Origin of the sequence: Stenotrophomonas oahuensis, assembly GCF_031834595.1 — a bacterium.
GTDB classification, from domain to species: domain Bacteria; phylum Pseudomonadota; class Gammaproteobacteria; order Xanthomonadales; family Xanthomonadaceae; genus Stenotrophomonas; species Stenotrophomonas oahuensis.
In genome coordinates, this window is sequence record NZ_CP115541.1 from 1837767 (window position 1) to 1854044 (window position 16278).

The 16278-nt window shown below is 66.7% G+C and carries 18 protein-coding genes; 12 read left to right on the forward strand and 6 right to left on the reverse strand.

What is annotated here, in order from left to right; translation table 11 throughout:
• Nucleotides 1-120 precede the first annotated feature (120 nt).
• The 4 genes from PDM29_RS07935 (at nt 121) to PDM29_RS07950 (ending at nt 3967) form a co-directional block, all read left to right on the forward strand.
• Nucleotides 121-1182 (forward strand): two-component system sensor histidine kinase NtrB, encoded by a 1062-nt coding sequence (locus PDM29_RS07935; RefSeq protein ID WP_311193304.1) that lies wholly within the window; start codon nt 121-123, stop codon nt 1180-1182.
• Complete coding sequence (gene ntrC / locus PDM29_RS07940; RefSeq protein ID WP_311193305.1) at nt 1172-2620, forward strand: nitrogen regulation protein NR(I); 1449 nt, start codon at nt 1172-1174, stop codon at nt 2618-2620. The genes PDM29_RS07935 and ntrC overlap by 11 nt, the downstream gene beginning before the upstream one ends.
• Before the next feature lie 93 nt (nt 2621-2713).
• A complete protein-coding gene (locus PDM29_RS07945) occupies nt 2714-3283 on the forward strand; it encodes a superoxide dismutase family protein (RefSeq protein ID WP_311193306.1) in 570 nt (189 codons plus the stop codon).
• A 51-nt stretch (nt 3284-3334) separates the two neighbouring features.
• Complete coding sequence (locus tag PDM29_RS07950; protein WP_311193307.1) at nt 3335-3967, forward strand: superoxide dismutase family protein; 633 nt, start codon at nt 3335-3337, stop codon at nt 3965-3967.
• A gap of 112 nt (nt 3968-4079) precedes the next feature.
• Here the strand turns inward: PDM29_RS07950 and PDM29_RS07955 are convergent, their stop codons facing one another.
• On the reverse strand, nt 4080-4967 hold the full coding sequence (locus tag PDM29_RS07955; RefSeq protein WP_311193308.1) for a hypothetical protein: 888 nt from the start codon (nt 4965-4967) through the stop codon (nt 4080-4082).
• A gap of 92 nt (nt 4968-5059) precedes the next feature.
• On the opposite strand from PDM29_RS07955, the gene PDM29_RS07960 reads away from it, so the two are divergent.
• A complete protein-coding gene (locus PDM29_RS07960; protein ID WP_311193309.1) occupies nt 5060-6355 on the forward strand; it encodes an acetyl-CoA C-acetyltransferase in 1296 nt (431 codons plus the stop codon).
• A gap of 64 nt (nt 6356-6419) precedes the next feature.
• Here the strand turns inward: PDM29_RS07960 and PDM29_RS07965 are convergent, their stop codons facing one another.
• The 3 genes from PDM29_RS07965 to PDM29_RS07975 form a co-directional block, all read right to left on the reverse strand.
• Entirely contained in the window at nt 6420-7742 is a 1323-nt protein-coding gene (locus PDM29_RS07965) for a heme biosynthesis protein HemY (RefSeq protein WP_311193310.1), read from the reverse strand.
• A gap of 3 nt (nt 7743-7745) precedes the next feature.
• Nucleotides 7746-8723: a uroporphyrinogen-III C-methyltransferase gene (locus PDM29_RS07970; protein WP_311193311.1), complete on the reverse strand. Its 978-nt coding sequence runs from the start codon at nt 8721-8723 to the stop codon at nt 7746-7748.
• Between the two features lie 108 nt (nt 8724-8831).
• Nucleotides 8832-9608, reverse strand: a complete 777-nt coding sequence (locus tag PDM29_RS07975) for a uroporphyrinogen-III synthase (protein ID WP_311193312.1) — start codon at nt 9606-9608, stop codon at nt 8832-8834.
• A 43-nt stretch (nt 9609-9651) separates the two neighbouring features.
• Here PDM29_RS07975 and PDM29_RS07980 point away from each other — a divergent pair, with 43 nt between their 5' ends.
• The 5 genes from PDM29_RS07980 to PDM29_RS08000 all read left to right on the forward strand — a co-directional run bounded on the left by PDM29_RS07980 (nt 9652) and on the right by PDM29_RS08000 (nt 12777).
• Nucleotides 9652-10122, forward strand: a complete 471-nt coding sequence (locus PDM29_RS07980) for a YiiD C-terminal domain-containing protein (RefSeq protein ID WP_311193313.1) — start codon at nt 9652-9654, stop codon at nt 10120-10122.
• A 30-nt stretch (nt 10123-10152) separates the two neighbouring features.
• Nucleotides 10153-10590, forward strand: a complete 438-nt coding sequence (locus PDM29_RS07985; protein WP_311193314.1) for a hypothetical protein — start codon at nt 10153-10155, stop codon at nt 10588-10590.
• Nucleotides 10591-10670: 80 nt separating this feature from the next.
• Nucleotides 10671-11108 (forward strand): rhodanese-like domain-containing protein, encoded by a 438-nt coding sequence (locus tag PDM29_RS07990; protein WP_311193315.1) that lies wholly within the window; start codon nt 10671-10673, stop codon nt 11106-11108.
• A gap of 116 nt (nt 11109-11224) precedes the next feature.
• On the forward strand, nt 11225-11740 hold the full coding sequence (secB, locus tag PDM29_RS07995) for a protein-export chaperone SecB (protein ID WP_311193316.1): 516 nt from the start codon (nt 11225-11227) through the stop codon (nt 11738-11740).
• 11 nt (nt 11741-11751) lie between these two features.
• Nucleotides 11752-12777, forward strand: a complete 1026-nt coding sequence (locus tag PDM29_RS08000) for an NAD(P)H-dependent glycerol-3-phosphate dehydrogenase (RefSeq protein WP_125361656.1) — start codon at nt 11752-11754, stop codon at nt 12775-12777.
• 205 nt (nt 12778-12982) lie between these two features.
• Here the strand turns inward: PDM29_RS08000 and PDM29_RS08005 are convergent, their stop codons facing one another.
• Nucleotides 12983-13975 (reverse strand): LysR substrate-binding domain-containing protein, encoded by a 993-nt coding sequence (locus PDM29_RS08005; RefSeq protein ID WP_311193317.1) that lies wholly within the window; start codon nt 13973-13975, stop codon nt 12983-12985.
• 39 nt (nt 13976-14014) lie between these two features.
• On the opposite strand from PDM29_RS08005, the gene PDM29_RS08010 reads away from it, so the two are divergent.
• Together PDM29_RS08010 and PDM29_RS08015 are read left to right on the forward strand one after the other, a co-directional pair.
• Complete coding sequence (locus PDM29_RS08010) at nt 14015-14410, forward strand: RidA family protein (protein WP_311193318.1); 396 nt, start codon at nt 14015-14017, stop codon at nt 14408-14410.
• A gap of 2 nt (nt 14411-14412) precedes the next feature.
• Entirely contained in the window at nt 14413-15480 is a 1068-nt protein-coding gene (locus tag PDM29_RS08015; protein ID WP_311193319.1) for an NADH:flavin oxidoreductase, read from the forward strand.
• A gap of 119 nt (nt 15481-15599) precedes the next feature.
• Here PDM29_RS08015 and PDM29_RS08020 read toward each other — a convergent pair whose 3' ends face one another.
• A complete protein-coding gene (locus PDM29_RS08020; RefSeq protein ID WP_311193320.1) occupies nt 15600-16172 on the reverse strand; it encodes an OmpO family porin in 573 nt (190 codons plus the stop codon).
• Between the last annotated feature and the right edge of the window lie 106 nt (nt 16173-16278).

Here is a 16278-nt window from a genome sequence, read left to right on the forward strand (position 1 = left end):
GCAAGCCCGGCTCTACGTTCGGCAAAGCCGCATCACGTAGGGCAATGCAGCATCCCATGGGGAAATGCCGCATCGGTCAGAGCAACCCAACCATCCCACGTTTTGCACTACATTGGTGCAATGACGTCCGCGCTCCCTCCTCCCGACCTCGACACGCTGGGCACACCCGTTGCCTGGGCCGATGCCGAGGGCCGGGTCGCAGGCTGCAATCCGGCCTTTGCCCGCTGGCTGGGGGTAAGCGTTCGCCGCCTGATCGGCCAGCCGCTGGCGTCACTGGAAGTGCAGGGCGAGGCGCTGGCCCATTTTCTGGCTCGGGGCGAGCAGGACACCCTGCGTCTGCACCGGCTGGCGCTGGCGTTACCGGGCGATGCACCGCGCTTCGCCGAGGGCTGGCTGAGCCGGCGCGATGAGAGCGGTTGGCTGCTTGAAGCTCACCCGGTCGACGAATTTCCTGGCCTGGACCCGACCCAGGCACTGCCCAGCGCACTCAGCGCGGCGCTCAAGGGTCTGGCCCACGAGCTGCGTAATCCGCTGGCTGGCTTGAAAGGGGCAGCCCAGCTGCTGGCCCGCCGCAGCGCCCAGCGCGACGCCGACGAGCGCGAGCTGATCGCGCTGATCGGCTCGGAGATCGAACGCCTAAACGGGCTGCTGGAACAGCTGCTGTCGCCGGCCCCGGCCGCGCCGCATGCGCCATTGAACATCCACGCCTCGCTGGAGCGGGTGCTGCGCCTGGCCGAAACCGAGGGTGGCTGGGCGGTGCGCCTGCAGCGTGACTACGACCCCAGCATTCCCGAGTTCGACGGCGACGCCGACCGCCTCACCCAAGCGGTGTGGAACCTGGTCCGCAATGCCATCCAGGCCGGCGCGGGCACGGTCACCCTGCGCACCCGGGTCGAACATGGGGTGCGTATCAACGACGCACTGCACCCGCTTGCGCTGCGCCTGGAAATCGTGGACGACGGTCGGGGTGTGCCCGAAGACCTGGCCGAGCACCTGTTCCTGCCGCTGGTCAGCGGCCGCGCCGAAGGCACTGGCCTGGGCCTGGCACTGGCCCAGCAGGTGGCGCGCGAACACCGGGGCACACTGACCTACCGCTCGCGTCCGGGCCATACCGTATTCACCGTGCTGCTGCCGATGGGGCAGGGCACGCTCGCCATGGAGGAGCCCGCCCATGGCGGATGACAGCCGTAGCACTGCCCCGCGCATCTGGGTGGTGGACGATGACCGCTCCGTGCGCTTCGTGCTTTGCACGGCGCTGCGCGATGCTGGCTACCAGGTGGAAGGCTTCGACGGCGCGGCCGCCGCGCTGACCATGCTGGAAACCCAGGCCCCGCCCGACTTGCTGTTCACCGACGTGCGCATGCCCGGCGATGACGGCCTGGTGCTGCTGGACAAGCTCAAAGCCGCACACCCGCAGTTGCCGGTGATCGTGATGTCGGCCTACACCGACGTCGCCAGCACTGCCGGCGCGTTCCGCGGCGGCGCGCAGGAATTCCTGTCCAAGCCGTTCGACCTGGACGACGCGGTGGCCCTGGCCCAGCGCGTGCTGCCGGAGCCTGACACCGCCATTGCCGAACCCACGGCGGCCACGGCAGCGGCCACGGTTGACCAGCGCCCGCAACTGGTCGGCGACACGCCGGCGATGCGCGCGCTGTTCCGCGCGATCGGCCGTTTGGCGCAGGCTCCACTATCGGTTCTGATCAACGGCGAAACCGGTACCGGCAAGGAACTGGTGGCGCATGCGCTGCACCATGAGTCCCCGCGTGCGCAGGGGCCGTTCGTGGCGCTCAACACGGCGGCCATTCCGTCAGAACTGCTGGAAAGCGAACTGTTCGGACACGAAGCCGGCGCGTTCACCGGCGCGCAGCGCCGCAACGTGGGCCGCTTCGAGCAGGCTGATGGCGGCACGTTGTTCCTGGACGAGATCGGCGACATGCCGCTGCCGTTGCAGACCCGTCTGCTGCGCGTGCTGGCCGAGGGCGAGTTCTTCCGCGTCGGCGGGCGCGAGCTGATCCGTGTCGATGTGCGCGTAATCGCCGCTACCCACCAGGATCTGGAATCGCTGGTAGCGCAGGGCCGTTTCCGCGCCGACCTGCTGCATCGTCTGGACGTGGTGCGCCTGCGCCTGCCGCCGCTGCGCGAGCGCCGCGACGACATCGCACAGCTGGCCGACACGTTCCTCGCCGCCGCCGCACGCAAGCTGGACACGCCGCCGAAGCGGCTTACAGCTTCGGCCCTGCAGGCGCTGCGCGAGCACGACTGGCCGGGCAATGTGCGCGAACTGGAGAACGTCTGCTGGCGCATGGCCGCACTGGCGTCTTCCGACACCATTGGCGTGGCCGATGTGGACAGCGCGTTGCACCGGGGGCCCGGCGCGCGGACCCGCAGCCAGGGCGACCCGGGCCAGTGGGAAACGCTGCTGTCGGTCTGGGCACGACAGCGCCTGGCCGAAGGCGCGGAAGGTCTGCACGCGCAGGTGCGCGAAAAGGTCGACCAGGCCCTGCTGGAAGCGGCGCTGCAGATCACCCACGGCCGTCGCGCTGAAGCTGCCGCTCGCCTGGGACTGGGGCGCAACACCTTGACCCGCAAGCTGGGGGCCGGGCGTCGTCGCGGGGGCTGAATGCCCTGTTCACGGGAATAACACGTATGTGGTGGCCGCTTTCATGATCCATGGACAGCGCCGCCGTTAGGTTGGAAATACAAGGAGTCTTCCATGCGCAGTACCCGAATCCTGATTGGCAGCGCCGCGCTGGTGGCACTCAGTGCGTGCAGCACCACGCCGCCACCACCTCCGCCGGCTCCGCCACTGCCCACGGTGAGCACAGCGAAGATGGCCGAGGCCAATCTGTCGCCGGCGTCGGCCAGCATCGTTAGCGGACGGTTGGCCGTGGTGCCCGACCCGCGCGGTGGCGTGCACATCACCGGCGTCATCGGTGGTCTGCAACCGCTGCAGACCGCGGCGTTCCACGTGCATGAGCGTGGCGACTGCAGCGCGGTGGATGCCAGCAGCGCCGGCGCGCATTTCAACCCGACCAACCAGCCGCACGGCCGCACCAGCGGCGGCACGCATCACCTGGGCGACATGGACAATCTGCGCGCCGATGCACAGGGAAGGGTCAATGTCGACGTGCGCCTGCCGGCGGTGACGCTGGGTGGTGGCGCGCCCAATGACATTGCGGGGCGTGCCCTGATCGTGCATGCCAGCGCCGATGACTACCGTAGCCAGCCTGCCGGCAATGCCGGTGCCCGCGTTTCCTGCGGCATCATCCGGGTCACGCGCTGAGGCGCGTTCCCTTTTGCCGCTTCACCCCGTTGTATCTGCAAGGAGATCCACATGCGTCTGATCCACACCGCGTTGTTCGCCGCCATTGCCACCCTTGGCCTGACCGCCTGCAACAAGCCGGCCGAACCGGAAGCAACCCCGGCCGCTGACACCGCACCGGCGGCCGATGCCGCTGCCGCCGCCAACGATGCGCCGCCGGCGATGATGAGCAGCGATGCGCATGCCAATCACACCGCCATGGCCGAGCTTGCGCCGACCCAGGGCAACGACGCCAAGGGCAGCATCACCTTCAGCGTGGTGGACGGCAAAGTGCACGCCAAGGGCGAAGTCACCGGCCTGAAGCCGAACAGCGAACATGGCTTCCATATCCATGAAACCGGCGACTGCAGTGCACCCGATGGTGCGAGCGCCGGTGGTCACTTCAATCCGGGCAAGGAAGACCACGGCAGCGTGGCGGCCAGCCCGCATCACGGCGGTGACATGCCGAACATCAAGGCCGATGCAGAGGGCAAGGCGGTGGTGGATGCGGATGTGTCGACCAACGTAAACATTGGTGAGGGCAATGAATTTGACATCATTGGTCGTGGGCTGATCGTCCATGCTGACCCGGATGACTACAAGACTCAGCCGACCGGGAATGCCGGTGCCCGTCTGGCGTGTGCTGTGATCAAGGCTGCGCCGTAAGACCGCGCTTTGACGCGCATGGCGCGTCACTACGCAATGCACAACGCCGGCTCTCGCCGGCGTTGTTCATTGAATCCCCCGTAGGGACACGCCATGCGTGTCCGGCGCGATCTCAGCGCGCCAGCAGCTCGCGCGGCTCCTGCCCCGGTTCGCAATGCACGAACAACACCGGCAGGCCGTGCGCTTCCAGCACGGCGGCCATCTGCCGCTGGCGCATCAGGTATTGGTCGTAGATGCCCTGCAGGCGCTCGCAGTCACCGGTGCCGTGGTTGTAGAAGTTGCACCAGCCGGCGGGATCGAACAGCGCCATACGCACTTCGCCGTCAGCGTATCGAAGCAGCGGTTCCGGTGCGGCATCCAGCCATTCCTCGGCCTGCGGGGCCAGCACGGCGGTTTCGATCAGCGGCCACAGCGCGGCCAGGCCCTGGTTGTCGTACTGCATCGACATCATCGCGGCCAGGTCGTTCACGGTGAAGTACCGCGCGTGCTCGATCTGTGCGCCAAACGCGTTCTGTGCCAGCAGGGCGGTGTCGGCCCCGGCCATGCCCGAGGCCAGCAGCACGTCTTCCAGCGCTTCGGCGACGGCCTGGGTCTGGGCCACTTCGCTGCCGGTCAACACGAACGGCACCACCCGCAGGCCACCGCCGGTCAGGGTGGCGTCGGCCTGCAGCGGCAGCGGTACCTCGCCGTCGGCATTGGTGCCGAACGCCAGCAGGCGCGGGCCTTCGTTGCGGCCGGGAGCGCGCATCTGCAGTTCTTCCAGGCGGCGGTGAATGGGCCAGCCCGGGCGCAGCACTTCGGCCGGGTCGAAATGGGCTCCGAAGAACACCAGGTCCAGCCCGCTCACGCCGGGGACCAGCTTGGCCAGGTCGCGGCCGATGCGTTCGGCCAGTTCGCCGGCCTGGGCGGACGACAGCGCCGCGTGGCGCGGGGCGTCGCCGCCGGCCAGTTCCAGTGCCAGTACGCCTAAGGCATTCATGCCGGGGTCGGGTTTGCTCATGGTTTCACAGTTGGCCCATCACAGGGCGGCAGCTACACTTGGCTCCATTATGCCTGCTCCTTCGTGCAGGCCATGTTGCAGACACCCCTTCCATGTCAGGTATGTCCATGCCCAACGCTCGTCCCGTCGCCATCCTCGGTGGTGTCCGCATTCCGTTCTGCCGCCAGAACACCGCCTATTCGGATGTCGGCAACCTTGGCATGTCGGTGCGCACGCTGGGCGCGCTGGTGGAACGCTTCGGTCTGCACGGGCAGCAACTGGGCGAAGTGGCGATGGGTGCGGTGATCAAGCACTCCAGCGACTGGAACCTGGGCCGCGAAGCCACGCTGTCGTCGGGCCTCTCGCCGCTCACCCCGGGCATCACCCTGCAGCGTGCCTGTGGCACCTCGCTGGACACCATCATTACTGTCGCCAACAAGATCGCGCTGGGCCAGATTGAATCGGGCATCGGCGGCGGTTCGGACACCACGTCCGACGTGCCGATCGTGTACGGCAAGAAGCTGCGTGCGCGTCTTCTGGCCGCCAACCGCGCCAAGAGCACCGGCGACAAGATCAAGGCGCTGACCTCGGGCTTCAAGTTCAGCGAACTCAAGCCGGAGTTCCCGGGCGTGGCTGAGCCGCGCACCGGCAAGAGCATGGGCGACCACTGCGAAGACATGGCCAAGGAATGGAACATCGCCCGCGATTCGCAGGACGAGTGGGCCGTGTCCTCGCACAAGAAGCTGGCCGCCGCCTATGAGCGCGGCTTCTTCAACGACCTGATCGCGCCGTTCCGTGGTGTTGAGCGCGACAACATCCTGCGCCCGGATACCTCGCTGGAAAAGCTGGCCACGTTGAAGCCGGCGTTCGACAAGGTGTCCGGTCGTGGCACGCTCACCGCTGCCAACTCCACCCCGCTCACCGACGGTGCGGCGGCGGTGCTGCTGGCCAGCGAGGAATGGGCGCGTGCACATGGCCACGAGCCGCTGGCCTACCTGCGTGATTCGCAGGTGTCGGCGGTGGATTTCGTGCACGGCGAAGGCCTGCTGATGGCTCCGACCATCGCGGTGCCGGAAATGCTCAAGCGCAACGGTCTCACCTTGCAGGATTTCGACATCTACGAGATCCATGAAGCCTTCGCGGCGCAGGTGCTGTGCACGCTGCGTGCGTGGGAAAGCGAAGATTATTGCCGCAACCGCCTGGGCCTGGATGCGCCGCTGGGCCGCATCGATCCGGAGAAGATCAACCCGCTGGGCTCGTCGCTGGCCACCGGCCATCCGTTCGCCGCCACCGGCGCACGCGTCATTGCGACGGCCGCCAAGCAGCTGGCCGAACGCGGTGGTGGCCGCGCGCTGGTGTCGATCTGCACCGCCGGCGGCATGGGCGTGGTGGCGATCGTCGAACGTTGATTGATCGCGTCGACGAAGCAAAAGGCCGCCAAATGGCGGCCTTTTTGTTGGTGGGCGCTACCGGTCAGGGCTCGCGCCGGTTCCCAAACGCATCATGCTCGGCCGGGTGATCCAACACCGGTGCCGGCTCACTCATCAATGACTGCTCTTCCACAGTCGCCCGCTCCGGCACCACCGCGGCCACCGGCGCACCTGCGGCCTCAGCCCTAGCCAGCGCCACGCTGTCCTCACCACGCTGCTGCCTCAGTGCATTCCCAAAGCACTGCGCAGCCAACGTCGGCTCACCGCGCGCTACGAATACTTCGCCCAGCGCTTCCCACGCCTCCGGACCCGCACCGGCAGCAATGGCACGGTGCAGATAGTCCTCGGCCTGCACATGCTCGCCCTGGCGCGCAGCAATCCGCCCCAGTGCCAGCAGCAATGCCGGGCTACCCGGCTGCTGGCCCAGCCAGCGCTGCAGATTGGCTTGGCGGGTCGCCAGCTTGTCCACCGGCATCTGCCCGTACAGGGTCACCAGCGATTCGTTCCAGCGCGAGTCCAGCGCCTGTTCCAGGTTCAACAGCGCCGGTTCTTCCCAGTCCAGCGCCACCGCGCGAAGCGCATACGCGCTCACCACATCCGGGTCGCTGCGCAATGCCTTCGGCGTGGCTTCCCACTGCGCAGCCAGCGCATTGACGTCAGTGGCTTCCAGCAGCGACTGCGCGGCCAGACGGCTTTCCAGTTCGGCCATGTCTTCGTCGGGCAGGATCTTCTGCTTGCGCAGCGCACCCAGCTGTCCATACGCCTCGTGCGCGCGGCCTGCACGCGCCAGCGCCTCGGTGCGCAGCCACAGGCCACGCGGCGGCAGCGGCTGCACGCCGGGTACGTCCAGCGCGTTGATCGCGTCTACCGGCCGCTCCAGCTGCAGCAGACGCTCGGCCTGCATCAGCGCATATCCGGTGGCATCGGTGGTGGAAAGACGCTGCAGATACTGGTCGACACTGGCGGCGTCATTACGCGCTTCGGCGCTGCGCACCGCTGTGGTCAGCGCCACCGAGCTTACTTCGCTGTCTTCAGCGGCGCTCACCAGCGACTTCTCCGCACGCTGCCAGTGGCCGTACTCGTGCGCCTGCAGACCTTCGATCAGCTTCACCCGGCCCTGCTTGCGACGGTAGCGGCCCCAGGCGCGGAACGGCGACGAGGCCAGGCTCCACAACAGCCACAGCACCAGCAACGCCACCAGCACCATCAGCGCTACCTGCGGCACGCTGCTGCGGTAGTCCACGCCGCCGTGGCGGTAGATCACCTCGCCATACTGACGCAGTGATTCGGTGCCCAGCCATTGCGCGGCCACCACGCCCAGCACCACGGCCAGCAGCAGGACCACCACGGATTGAATCGGCTTCATTGTTTAACTCCCGTCGCGCAAGGTGCGCAGTTGCTGCAGGGTGCTGCCCAGTTCGGGCAGGGCGGGGCGCAGCACGCTGGTGCGCAGTTGCCTCAGTTCAGCACGTCGCTCGCGCAGAGCGGGTGAATCCGGCCACAGGCGCGGCATCCACAGGCCCACGCGGTCCAGCGCCTGTTCAAACGCCGCCTGGTCGCCACGCTCCACTGCCGCCCGTGCCAGGGTCAGTTCCAGCTGCAGCGAATCCCAGGCCGCCACGCGTTCAGCACTGCTCAGCGGACCTTGCGAAGCGGTCGGGGTGATGGTGACGAACGGAGCCAGCAGGCTGTGCCACCATGGCGTGGCGGTCGACGCGGCAGGGGCTTCCACGCGCTCGGGCAGCGCGGTCAGCGCCTGCGCGAAGGTGCCCAGGCGTTGTTGCACGGCGGTGCGCGTGCCGGACCCCAGCGTGTCCAGCGCATTGCGCTCCTGCATCAATGCCTGGCGCAGGTTGAGGTAGTCGTTGCCCTGCACGTCTTCCAGTGCGGTGGCCGCCAGCGCATACAGGCGCTTGGCTCCGTCCACGTCGTCGGCATACGCCAGCCGCTGCCCGGCTTGGCTGAGCAGCAGTTCGGTTTCTTCCAGCTGCAACGCCTGCGCGCTGTGGCGGGTGCTGTCGGCGAGCTTGGCCAGGTTCTCTTCCAGCAACGCGCTGCGCTGGCTCAGGCCAAGCATTTCGTCGCGCAGCACGCGGTTGGTGGCGGCGGCATCCTGCACCCGCTGCGAGGTGGAGCGCTGGTCGCGGCGCAGCGCCTCCAGGCTGTCACTCAGGCCCTGTACCAGGAGCGCAGCGTCGGCCTCGCGCTGGGCGGTGCGGGCCTGCTGGGCCTGCCATTGGCTCCAGCCCCACCAGCCGGCCGCGCCCGCGCCCACCGCCACGACAGCCAGAGGCAGGATCCAACGCAGGGCAGGGCGGTGTGGCGGGGGTGATTCAAGCTCATTCATGTACGCATCCTTGTCGTTCGCGCCGGTGTCTTCACGAGCTGGCGAGCGATCAGGCGCACAGCATCGCCCGTCCCCCGCGCGGCCCGCAAGGCCACCGTTCTTCCCTGTTCAGTCAGGTGCGCGGGCGGTGACGACCGCGTGCGCTGCCTGCGCCAACTGTAGCGGTTGTGGGCCCTGCGCCAGATGGATACGGGCAAAGCCGTCGCTTTCGGCCAGCGTGGCCAGACGCTCGCTGGCGGCGACCACGGTGCTGGCGCGCAGACGGGCCAGCAGGTCGGGCGGCAGCTGCGTCACCGCCCAGGCCAGGGCCTCGGCGCTGCTCAGGGCCAGGACCCAGGGGTCGGGCTGCCGGCGCAGCCGCTGCAGGGTGCGCGGGGCCGGGGTCAACGGCGTGCGTGTGTACACATCCACCCGCCGCAGCTGCGCACCGCGCGCTTCCAGGGTGGGTGCAATCAGTCCGCGTCCGCCCGGGGCGGTGACCAAGGTCACCGAGCGCCCCTGCAGCTGCGCCAGTTCCGGCAGCCCCAGCAGCCCCTCGCTGTCCATACGCTCCGGTGCCGCCACCTCGCGGGCTCCGTGGCTGTGCAGGGCAGCGGCGGTGCCGGCCCCCACCGCCAGCCACTGGCCCGGATGCGGGTCTGCCAGGGGGGCCAGTCGCGCGGCGGCATGGGCGGCGGCCGGGCTGGTGAACACCACCCGGTCAGCCTGCAGGCCCTGCGCCAGCGCGCTGCGGGTGATGGCGTCAGTGCGCGCCAGCAGAGCCCAGGGCGACAGCGCCAGCAGTTGGCCGCCCAGCGCCTGCGCGGCCCGTCGCATCGCCGCATGCTGCCCACGCGGGCGTAACGACACCAAGGTCCATTCCGGCACATGTGCGTGGCTGTTCATTCCGGGCATTATGCGAGTCCTTCGCTGCAACGTCGCCGTACCGATGTCCGAACCGCTCTCCCTGCCCGACCATCTGGGCGCGCTCCAGCAGGTGCTGGACCGCATGCCGCCCGTGGCGGCCATGCAGATCCGCGTGGCTGGCTACCAGGACCAGCAGCTGGCGCTGACCGCACCGCTGGCTGCCAACGTCAACGACAAGGGCAATGCCTTCGGCGGCAGCCTGGCCTCGGCGCTTACCCTGGCTGGCTGGGCCTTGGTCACCCTGCGCCTGCGACTGGCCGGTTTCGACGCCGACGTTTATGTGGCCGACAGCCACGTACGCTACCTCGCACCGGTCTATGGCGACCTGTCGGCCCAGGCCCAGGCGGTCGACGAGGCCGACTGGGACACGTTTCTGGCCACCTTTGCCCAGCGCGGCAAGGCCCGCATCGAGGTGCTGGCCCGCCAGCCCGGCGACGCCGGCAAGCCCGCCGCTGAACTGAGCGGCCGCTACGTGGCGTTCGCAAGAAGGTAGGATGGGCACCTTGCCTATTGGGGAATTCGCATGCGTCGTACCTTCCAGATCCTGTTGCTGGCCTTGCTCGCGCTGACCAGCGCGTCTGTCTTCGCGGCCGACGGCCAGAAAATCACCAAGAAGATGCGCAAACAGCTGGAAGAAACCCAGGTCAAGTACGACTCCACCCTGCGCTGGGGCAATCTGGATGACCTGATCCCCTATCTGGACCCGGAGTACGCCGAAGAGCATCCGATCACCGACCTGGAGCGCAGCCGCTTCGAACAGGTGAAGATTGCCGGCTACCGCGGCAGCGACAACATGCCCATGCCGGGTGGCCGCGTCGGCCGTAGCGCCGAGGTCCGGGTGATCAACAACAACACCCAGGCCGAACGCGTGGTCCGGGTGAACGAGATCTGGCGCTGGGACGCTGAAGCCAAGCGCTGGCTGCAGGCCAACGGTCTGCCCGACCTCTGGCAGAGCCGCTGACACCCCCTCAAACCCCCGCTGGCCGCCGCTTCGCCCGCATGTGCGACAATCGGCCCCCGCTTAATTGACCCGTGATCTGAGTGAATTACGAAGAGTTGCTGGCCTTTGCCGGCCGAAACCCGATGCTGTCGGCGGCCTTTGTCGGCCTGACCGTGGCCATCATCGTCACCGAAATCCGCCGTATGACCCGTGGCTACCGCGGGCTGAAGCCGGCTGAGCTGACCCAGCTGATCAATGCCGGTGGCACCGTGGTGGTCGACCTGTCGTCCTCGTCGGACTTCGAAAAGGGCCACATTGCCGGCAGCCGCAACGTGCAGCCGAGCCAGTTCGGACCGGAACACAAGCTGGTGGCCAACGCCAAGCAGAGCCCGGTGGTGCTGGTGTGCCGCAGCGGCACGGCGTCGGAAACGGCGGCCAAGGCCCTGAAGAAAGCCGGTTTCGAAAACGTGAGCGTGCTCGAGGGCGGCATTCCGTCCTGGCAGCAGGCCGAGCTGCCGCTGGTCAAGGGCCGCAACTGATTTCCCCCGATTCGCATCGCGCACCTTGTGCGCGGTGCCACACGCCCGCATAGCAGGGCATGTAACAATCGGTTTCTACTGTATTCATTACTGCATTCATTCTGGAGCATCAGGAAATGTCCGAAGAGAACACCAACGGCGCCATCGCGCCGGCCGACGCCGCCACCGGTCCCGCCTTCACCGTTGAGAAGATCTACGTCAAGGACGTTTCCTTCGAATCGCCGAATGCCCCGGGCGTCTTCAATGAAGCCGTGCAGCCGGAACTGCAGCTCAACCTGAACCAGCGCGTGCAGCGCCTGGGCGAAACCGCCTTCGAAGTGGTCCTGGCCGTCACCCTGACCTGCAAGGCCGGCGACAAGACCGCCTACGTGGCTGAAGTGCAGCAGGCTGGCGTGTTCGGTCTGATCGGTCTGGAGCCGCAGGCCATCGACGTGCTGCTCGGCACCCAGTGCCCGAACATCCTGTTCCCGTACGTGCGTTCGCTGGTGAGCGAGCTGATCCAGGCCGGCGGCTTCCCGCCGTTCTTCCTGCAGCCGATCAACTTCGAAGGCCTGTACGCCGAAACCCTGCGTCAGCGTCAGGAAGAGGGCGGCACCTCGCTGGCCGATTCCGAGCCGGCCGGTAACGCCTGATCGGCGTTTCGATGACTCAGAACGCAGACAAAGTCGCCGTTCTTGGTGCTGGCTCCTGGGGCACCGCCCTGGCGAGCCTGCTGGCTCGCCACGGCTGCAACACCGTGCTGTGGGGCCGCGATGCGGCCATGGTCGAGGCCATCGACCAGCGCCACGAGAACACCCGTTATCTGCCGGGCATTCCGCTGCCGGAATCGCTGCGCGCCACCACCGACCTCGCGTCGGCGGTCAAGGACGCCACCTGGATCCTGGTCGTGGTGCCTTCGCACGCTTTCGGTGAAACCGTGCGCGCGCTGGCTCCGCTGCGCCCTGCCGGTGCCGGCGTGGCCTGGGCCACCAAGGGCTTCGAGCCCGGTTCCGGTCGCTTCCTGCACGAAGTCGCGCGCGAAGTGCTGGGCCCGGACGTGCCGCTGGCCGTGGTTACCGGTCCGTCGTTTGCCAAGGAAGTCACCCAGGGCCTGCCCACCGCGATCACCGTGCACGGTGACGACGTGGAGTTCGCCCAACAGGTGGCTGAAGCCATGCACGGCCCCGCCTTCCGCGCCTACACCGGTGACGACATGGTCGGTGCCGAGCTGGGCGGCGCGATGAAGAACGTGCTGGCCGTAGCCACTGGCGTCGCTGATGGCATGCAACTGGGCTTGAATGCCCGTGCCGGCCTGATCACGCGTGGTTTGAACGAAATGCTGCGGCTGGCCGCTGCCATTGGTGCCAAGCCGGAAACCCTGATGGGTCTGGCTGGCTTGGGCGACCTGGTGCTCACCTGCACCGGCGACCTCTCGCGTAACCGCCGCCTGGGCCTGGCCCTGGGCCGTGGCCAGACGCTGCAGGACGCCATCCGCGAAATCGGGCAGGTGGTGGAATCGGTGCAGACGGCAGATGAAGTCATGCGCCAGGCCCGCCGCCACGGCATCGACCTGCCGATCTCCGACGGGGTGCGCGCCGTGCTGCACGGTGAGCAGACCCCGGCCGAAGGATTGCAGGCATTGCTGGCCCGCGAACAGAAGCCGGAATATCCGGACACGCTGTTCAAATGATCCAGACAGAACCCCGGTGCAAACCGGGGTTTTTGTTTGCGGTCGAGATGCCCCAACCCAATCTGCAACTTCTTGCAGAGTGTGTGCTCACATCGTGCGCAGCCGCGGCCATTCCATCCGTAACCACGGCGTCAGCCGCGCATTCGCATCGGCCAGTTCGTATCCAGCGCCGCCGCCATTATCGAGCAGGCCTGCGGCATCCCGGTTAGCCTGAACTCCGCGCGCCCACGCGACACAACCACGCGGCTACGGCCGCCACCGCCATCGACGGCGTTCGCTGCGCCTGCATTGTGACGTGGTAGGTGAAACCCGGCAGTGTCGGCCCGAATGGCCGGCGTAGCTGTCCGGCAGCGAGTTCCTCGGCCACCAACGCCACGCTCAACAGCGCAATGCCCTGGCCGGCCACCGCCGCCTGGATGGCGTGGCCCTCGTCGGAAAAGCGAAGTTGCGGTCTTGAGGCGTCCCACGGGACGCCAGCTTTGGCGAACCATTTCAGCCAGGTCGGATTGTCTGCCGAGACACGCTGCCAATCGAAATGGATCAGCGGCACTTTGGCCAGGTCGCCATAGGTCTCCACTGCCAACATCGGGTTTACTACTGGCGCATACACGTCGGCGAACAGAGCTTCACTGTCCGCACCCGGGTAGTTCCCTTTGCCGTAGCGGATGGCGATATCGAAGGACGGATCAGCCAGATCGACCAAAGCATCGGACGCATGCAACTGCAGGTCGATGTTCGCGTGCTCGGAACGGAACGCCGCCATGCGTGGCACCAGCCACTTCGCGGTAAAGGCATTGGTGGCGGAGATGGTGACCTTTGCCCGCGTCTGCGGCCGCATCAGGCGCGTCAGTTCCGCTTCGAACGCATCAAAGCCCTTCTGCAGTACGGGGTACAACTGCGTCCCTGCATCGGTGAGTTGCACTTGGCGCACTTGCCGGGCGAACAGTTTCACCTCCATGAAGTCCTCCAGCGCCCGCACACTGTGGCTAACCGCAGTGGGCGTGATCGACAGTTCAGCAGCGGCCAGCTTGAAGCTGCCGTGGCGAGCAGCGGCTTCGAAAGCGCGCAGAGTGGACAACGGAGGAAGACGTCGCATGGGGCGCTCCAATAGATGAAACAAGATCATCCATAGCCTGAGAAATGATCGTTTGTACCTTGTCTCCGGGGCGAACACCATGAGGCACCTGAAGTCATTCATGACTTTGGCTCATCTAATTGTCGCCCAGAGAACACAGCCATGCGCGAACGCATCTCCACCCAGCCCGACCCTTACGCCCCGTACCTGCTCTCCCAGGGAATCCGCTTCGGCGACCTGGTCTTCATTTCCGGCCAAGCCGCCGGCGGCGAAGACGGCCGTATCGTGCCCGGCGACTTCCTCACCCAGGGTCGGCAGGCCTTTGCCAACCTGCGCCGCGCGCTGGAAGCCGGGGGCTCCAGCCTTCACGACGTCATCAAGGTCACCATCTTCGTAACCAATATGGGCCACTTTCAGGACGTGGTGCAGCTTCGCCGCGAATTCTTCACCGCTCCCTATCCGGCCGACACCATTGCCGAGATCAAGGCGTTGTATGACCCCGCTGCAATGATCGAGATTGAAGCCATTGCCGCCGTCTGCGCACCGAAGGTGGCGTGACCATGACCAATGTGCTTGTACAGCCGACCGCGCTCGGCCGCCTGTCGCTGCCCAACCGACTCGCAGTGGCCCCGATGACCCGCGTCAGTGCCAGTGTCGATGGCCTCGCCAGCGCCCGCATGCAGGACTACTACGCGGGCTTCGCCGAAGGCGGGTTCGGACTGGTCATCACTGAGGGGCTCTATACCGACCAGGCCTTCGCCCAGGGTTATGCGTACCAGCCTGGCATGGCCAGCGGAGCGCAGCGCGACGCATGGAAGCCGTTGGTGGCGACGGTGCAGCAGCGCGGTGCGCGCTTCGTCGCCCAGCTCATGCATGCCGGCGCGCTGTCGCAGGCGAACATCTACCGCACCGGCACGCGCGGTGCCTCCGTAGTGCAGCCCAAGGGGCAGCAGATGACGTTCTATCGTGGTAGTGGACCCTATGCGTTGCCTGCAGCGATGACCCAGGCTGAGATCGATGAAGCGGTGGCCGGGTTCGCCCAAGCGGCCGCGCATGCGGCCGCCGCCGGCTTTGACGGCGTGGAGATCCATGCCGCCAATGGCTATCTGCTGGATCAGTTCATCACCGAAGCCACCAACCAGCGCAGCGACCGCTACGGCGGTGAAGTTGAACAACGATTGCAGCTGCTGCGCGAAGTGGTGGCGGCCGTACGCGCGGAAGTGGGAGCTGACTTCCCGGTCGGCGTGCGCATCTCACAAGGCAAGGTCAACGACTTCCACTACAAGTGGCGTGGTGAAGCCGAGGCCACCGCACTGTTTCGCGAATTGGCAGCACTGCCGTTGGACTTCGTCCACGTGACCGAGTTCGAAGCATGGCAGCCCGCGTTTGAAGGCAGCCCCTCCCTGGCGCACCTGGCGCGACAGCATAGCGGCCTGCCGGTGATCGCCAACGGCTCGCTGCACGACCCTGCGCAGGCCACCACACTGGTTCAACGCGGCCACGCTGACGTCATTTCGCTGGGTCGCGGCGCGCTGACCCACGCCGATTGGCCCAACCGACTTCGCCAAGGGTTGCCTCTGGAAGCATTCGACCCCGCCATCCTGAGCCCGATCGCCGACCTGAAGTAGAGCCGGGCTTGCCCGGCTGCTTCAAAAAAGAAAGCCCGGCTAGGGAGCCGGGCTTTCCATGACGCGTGGGAGAGAGGTCACACGTCACACAACAACGTACTGCATAAATATTTCAACACTTACCACGTGAAGCGTGGCCCAACGAAGTACTCCTTGTCGCCGCCCTTGGCCAGCTTCACTTCACCGCTCAGGCCCCAGTTCGGGGTGAACTTGGCCTGGGCACCCACGCGGCCATAGAACTCGCCGTCCGGGTTGATGCCGTGCTTCTTGGTGTAATCCTCGTAGCCGGCCATCGCGTAGCCTTCAAAGTTCGGGGTGAACGCCGTGCGCACGCCCACTTCGGTGCTGTAGCCGTTGAAGTCCAACCCGTGCTTCGGGTCGAACTTCTGGTACGCCACGCGGGCCACCAGGTCGGTGGTCGGGGCGATGCCGTAGTTGTAGCCGGCACCGATGCGCCACTGGTCAACGTCGGCGTTGCCGCGCTTGGTTTCCTGCGCGTTGTAGTCACCAAAGATGTGGAAGTTCGGATGCACAGCCACGGAGCCCTTCACGCCCCAGCCATCCGCATCGCCACCCTTGGCGTCGGTGTTCACGTAACCGCCTTCCACGTAGTTGTACGACAGGCCATCGGCGGCAGAAGCGGCGAACGGCAGCGCGGCCATCAGGCCCAGGGCAAGCAGAGAGGTCTTCATAATCGGGAAACACCTTTTTTATTTTTGGTTTTGCCGACCACACCGCTCGGGGGAGGGGAGAGAGCGGGTGGTCGACAGGTGTTAATTATCCGTTTGATGACGCAAT

Excerpts from the sequence above, each read along its gene's own strand:
- PDM29_RS08015 (WP_311193319.1), top strand. The coding sequence starts at position 14,413 with ATGACCAATGTGCTTGTACAGCCGACCGCGCTCGGCCGCCTGTCGCTG.
- PDM29_RS07945 (WP_311193306.1), top strand. The coding sequence starts at position 2,714 with ATGCGCAGTACCCGAATCCTGATTGGCAGCGCCGCGCTGGTGGCACTC.
- PDM29_RS08020 (WP_311193320.1), bottom strand. The coding sequence starts at position 16,172 with ATGAAGACCTCTCTGCTTGCCCTGGGCCTGATGGCCGCGCTGCCGTTC.
- PDM29_RS07985 (WP_311193314.1), top strand. The coding sequence starts at position 10,153 with ATGCGTCGTACCTTCCAGATCCTGTTGCTGGCCTTGCTCGCGCTGACC.
- PDM29_RS08005 (WP_311193317.1), bottom strand. The coding sequence starts at position 13,975 with ATGAATGACTTCAGGTGCCTCATGGTGTTCGCCCCGGAGACAAGGTAC.
- PDM29_RS07980 (WP_311193313.1), top strand. The coding sequence starts at position 9,652 with ATGTCCGAACCGCTCTCCCTGCCCGACCATCTGGGCGCGCTCCAGCAG.
- PDM29_RS07935 (WP_311193304.1), top strand. The coding sequence starts at position 121 with ATGACGTCCGCGCTCCCTCCTCCCGACCTCGACACGCTGGGCACACCC.
- PDM29_RS07950 (WP_311193307.1), top strand. The coding sequence starts at position 3,335 with ATGCGTCTGATCCACACCGCGTTGTTCGCCGCCATTGCCACCCTTGGC.
- PDM29_RS08000 (WP_125361656.1), top strand. The coding sequence starts at position 11,752 with ATGACTCAGAACGCAGACAAAGTCGCCGTTCTTGGTGCTGGCTCCTGG.
- PDM29_RS07955 (WP_311193308.1), bottom strand. The coding sequence starts at position 4,967 with ATGAGCAAACCCGACCCCGGCATGAATGCCTTAGGCGTACTGGCACTG.
- secB (WP_311193316.1), top strand. The coding sequence starts at position 11,225 with ATGTCCGAAGAGAACACCAACGGCGCCATCGCGCCGGCCGACGCCGCC.
- PDM29_RS08010 (WP_311193318.1), top strand. The coding sequence starts at position 14,015 with ATGCGCGAACGCATCTCCACCCAGCCCGACCCTTACGCCCCGTACCTG.
- PDM29_RS07965 (WP_311193310.1), bottom strand. The coding sequence starts at position 7,742 with ATGAAGCCGATTCAATCCGTGGTGGTCCTGCTGCTGGCCGTGGTGCTG.
- PDM29_RS07960 (WP_311193309.1), top strand. The coding sequence starts at position 5,060 with ATGTCAGGTATGTCCATGCCCAACGCTCGTCCCGTCGCCATCCTCGGT.
- PDM29_RS07970 (WP_311193311.1), bottom strand. The coding sequence starts at position 8,723 with ATGAATGAGCTTGAATCACCCCCGCCACACCGCCCTGCCCTGCGTTGG.
- ntrC (WP_311193305.1), top strand. The coding sequence starts at position 1,172 with ATGGCGGATGACAGCCGTAGCACTGCCCCGCGCATCTGGGTGGTGGAC.
- PDM29_RS07975 (WP_311193312.1), bottom strand. The coding sequence starts at position 9,608 with ATGAACAGCCACGCACATGTGCCGGAATGGACCTTGGTGTCGTTACGC.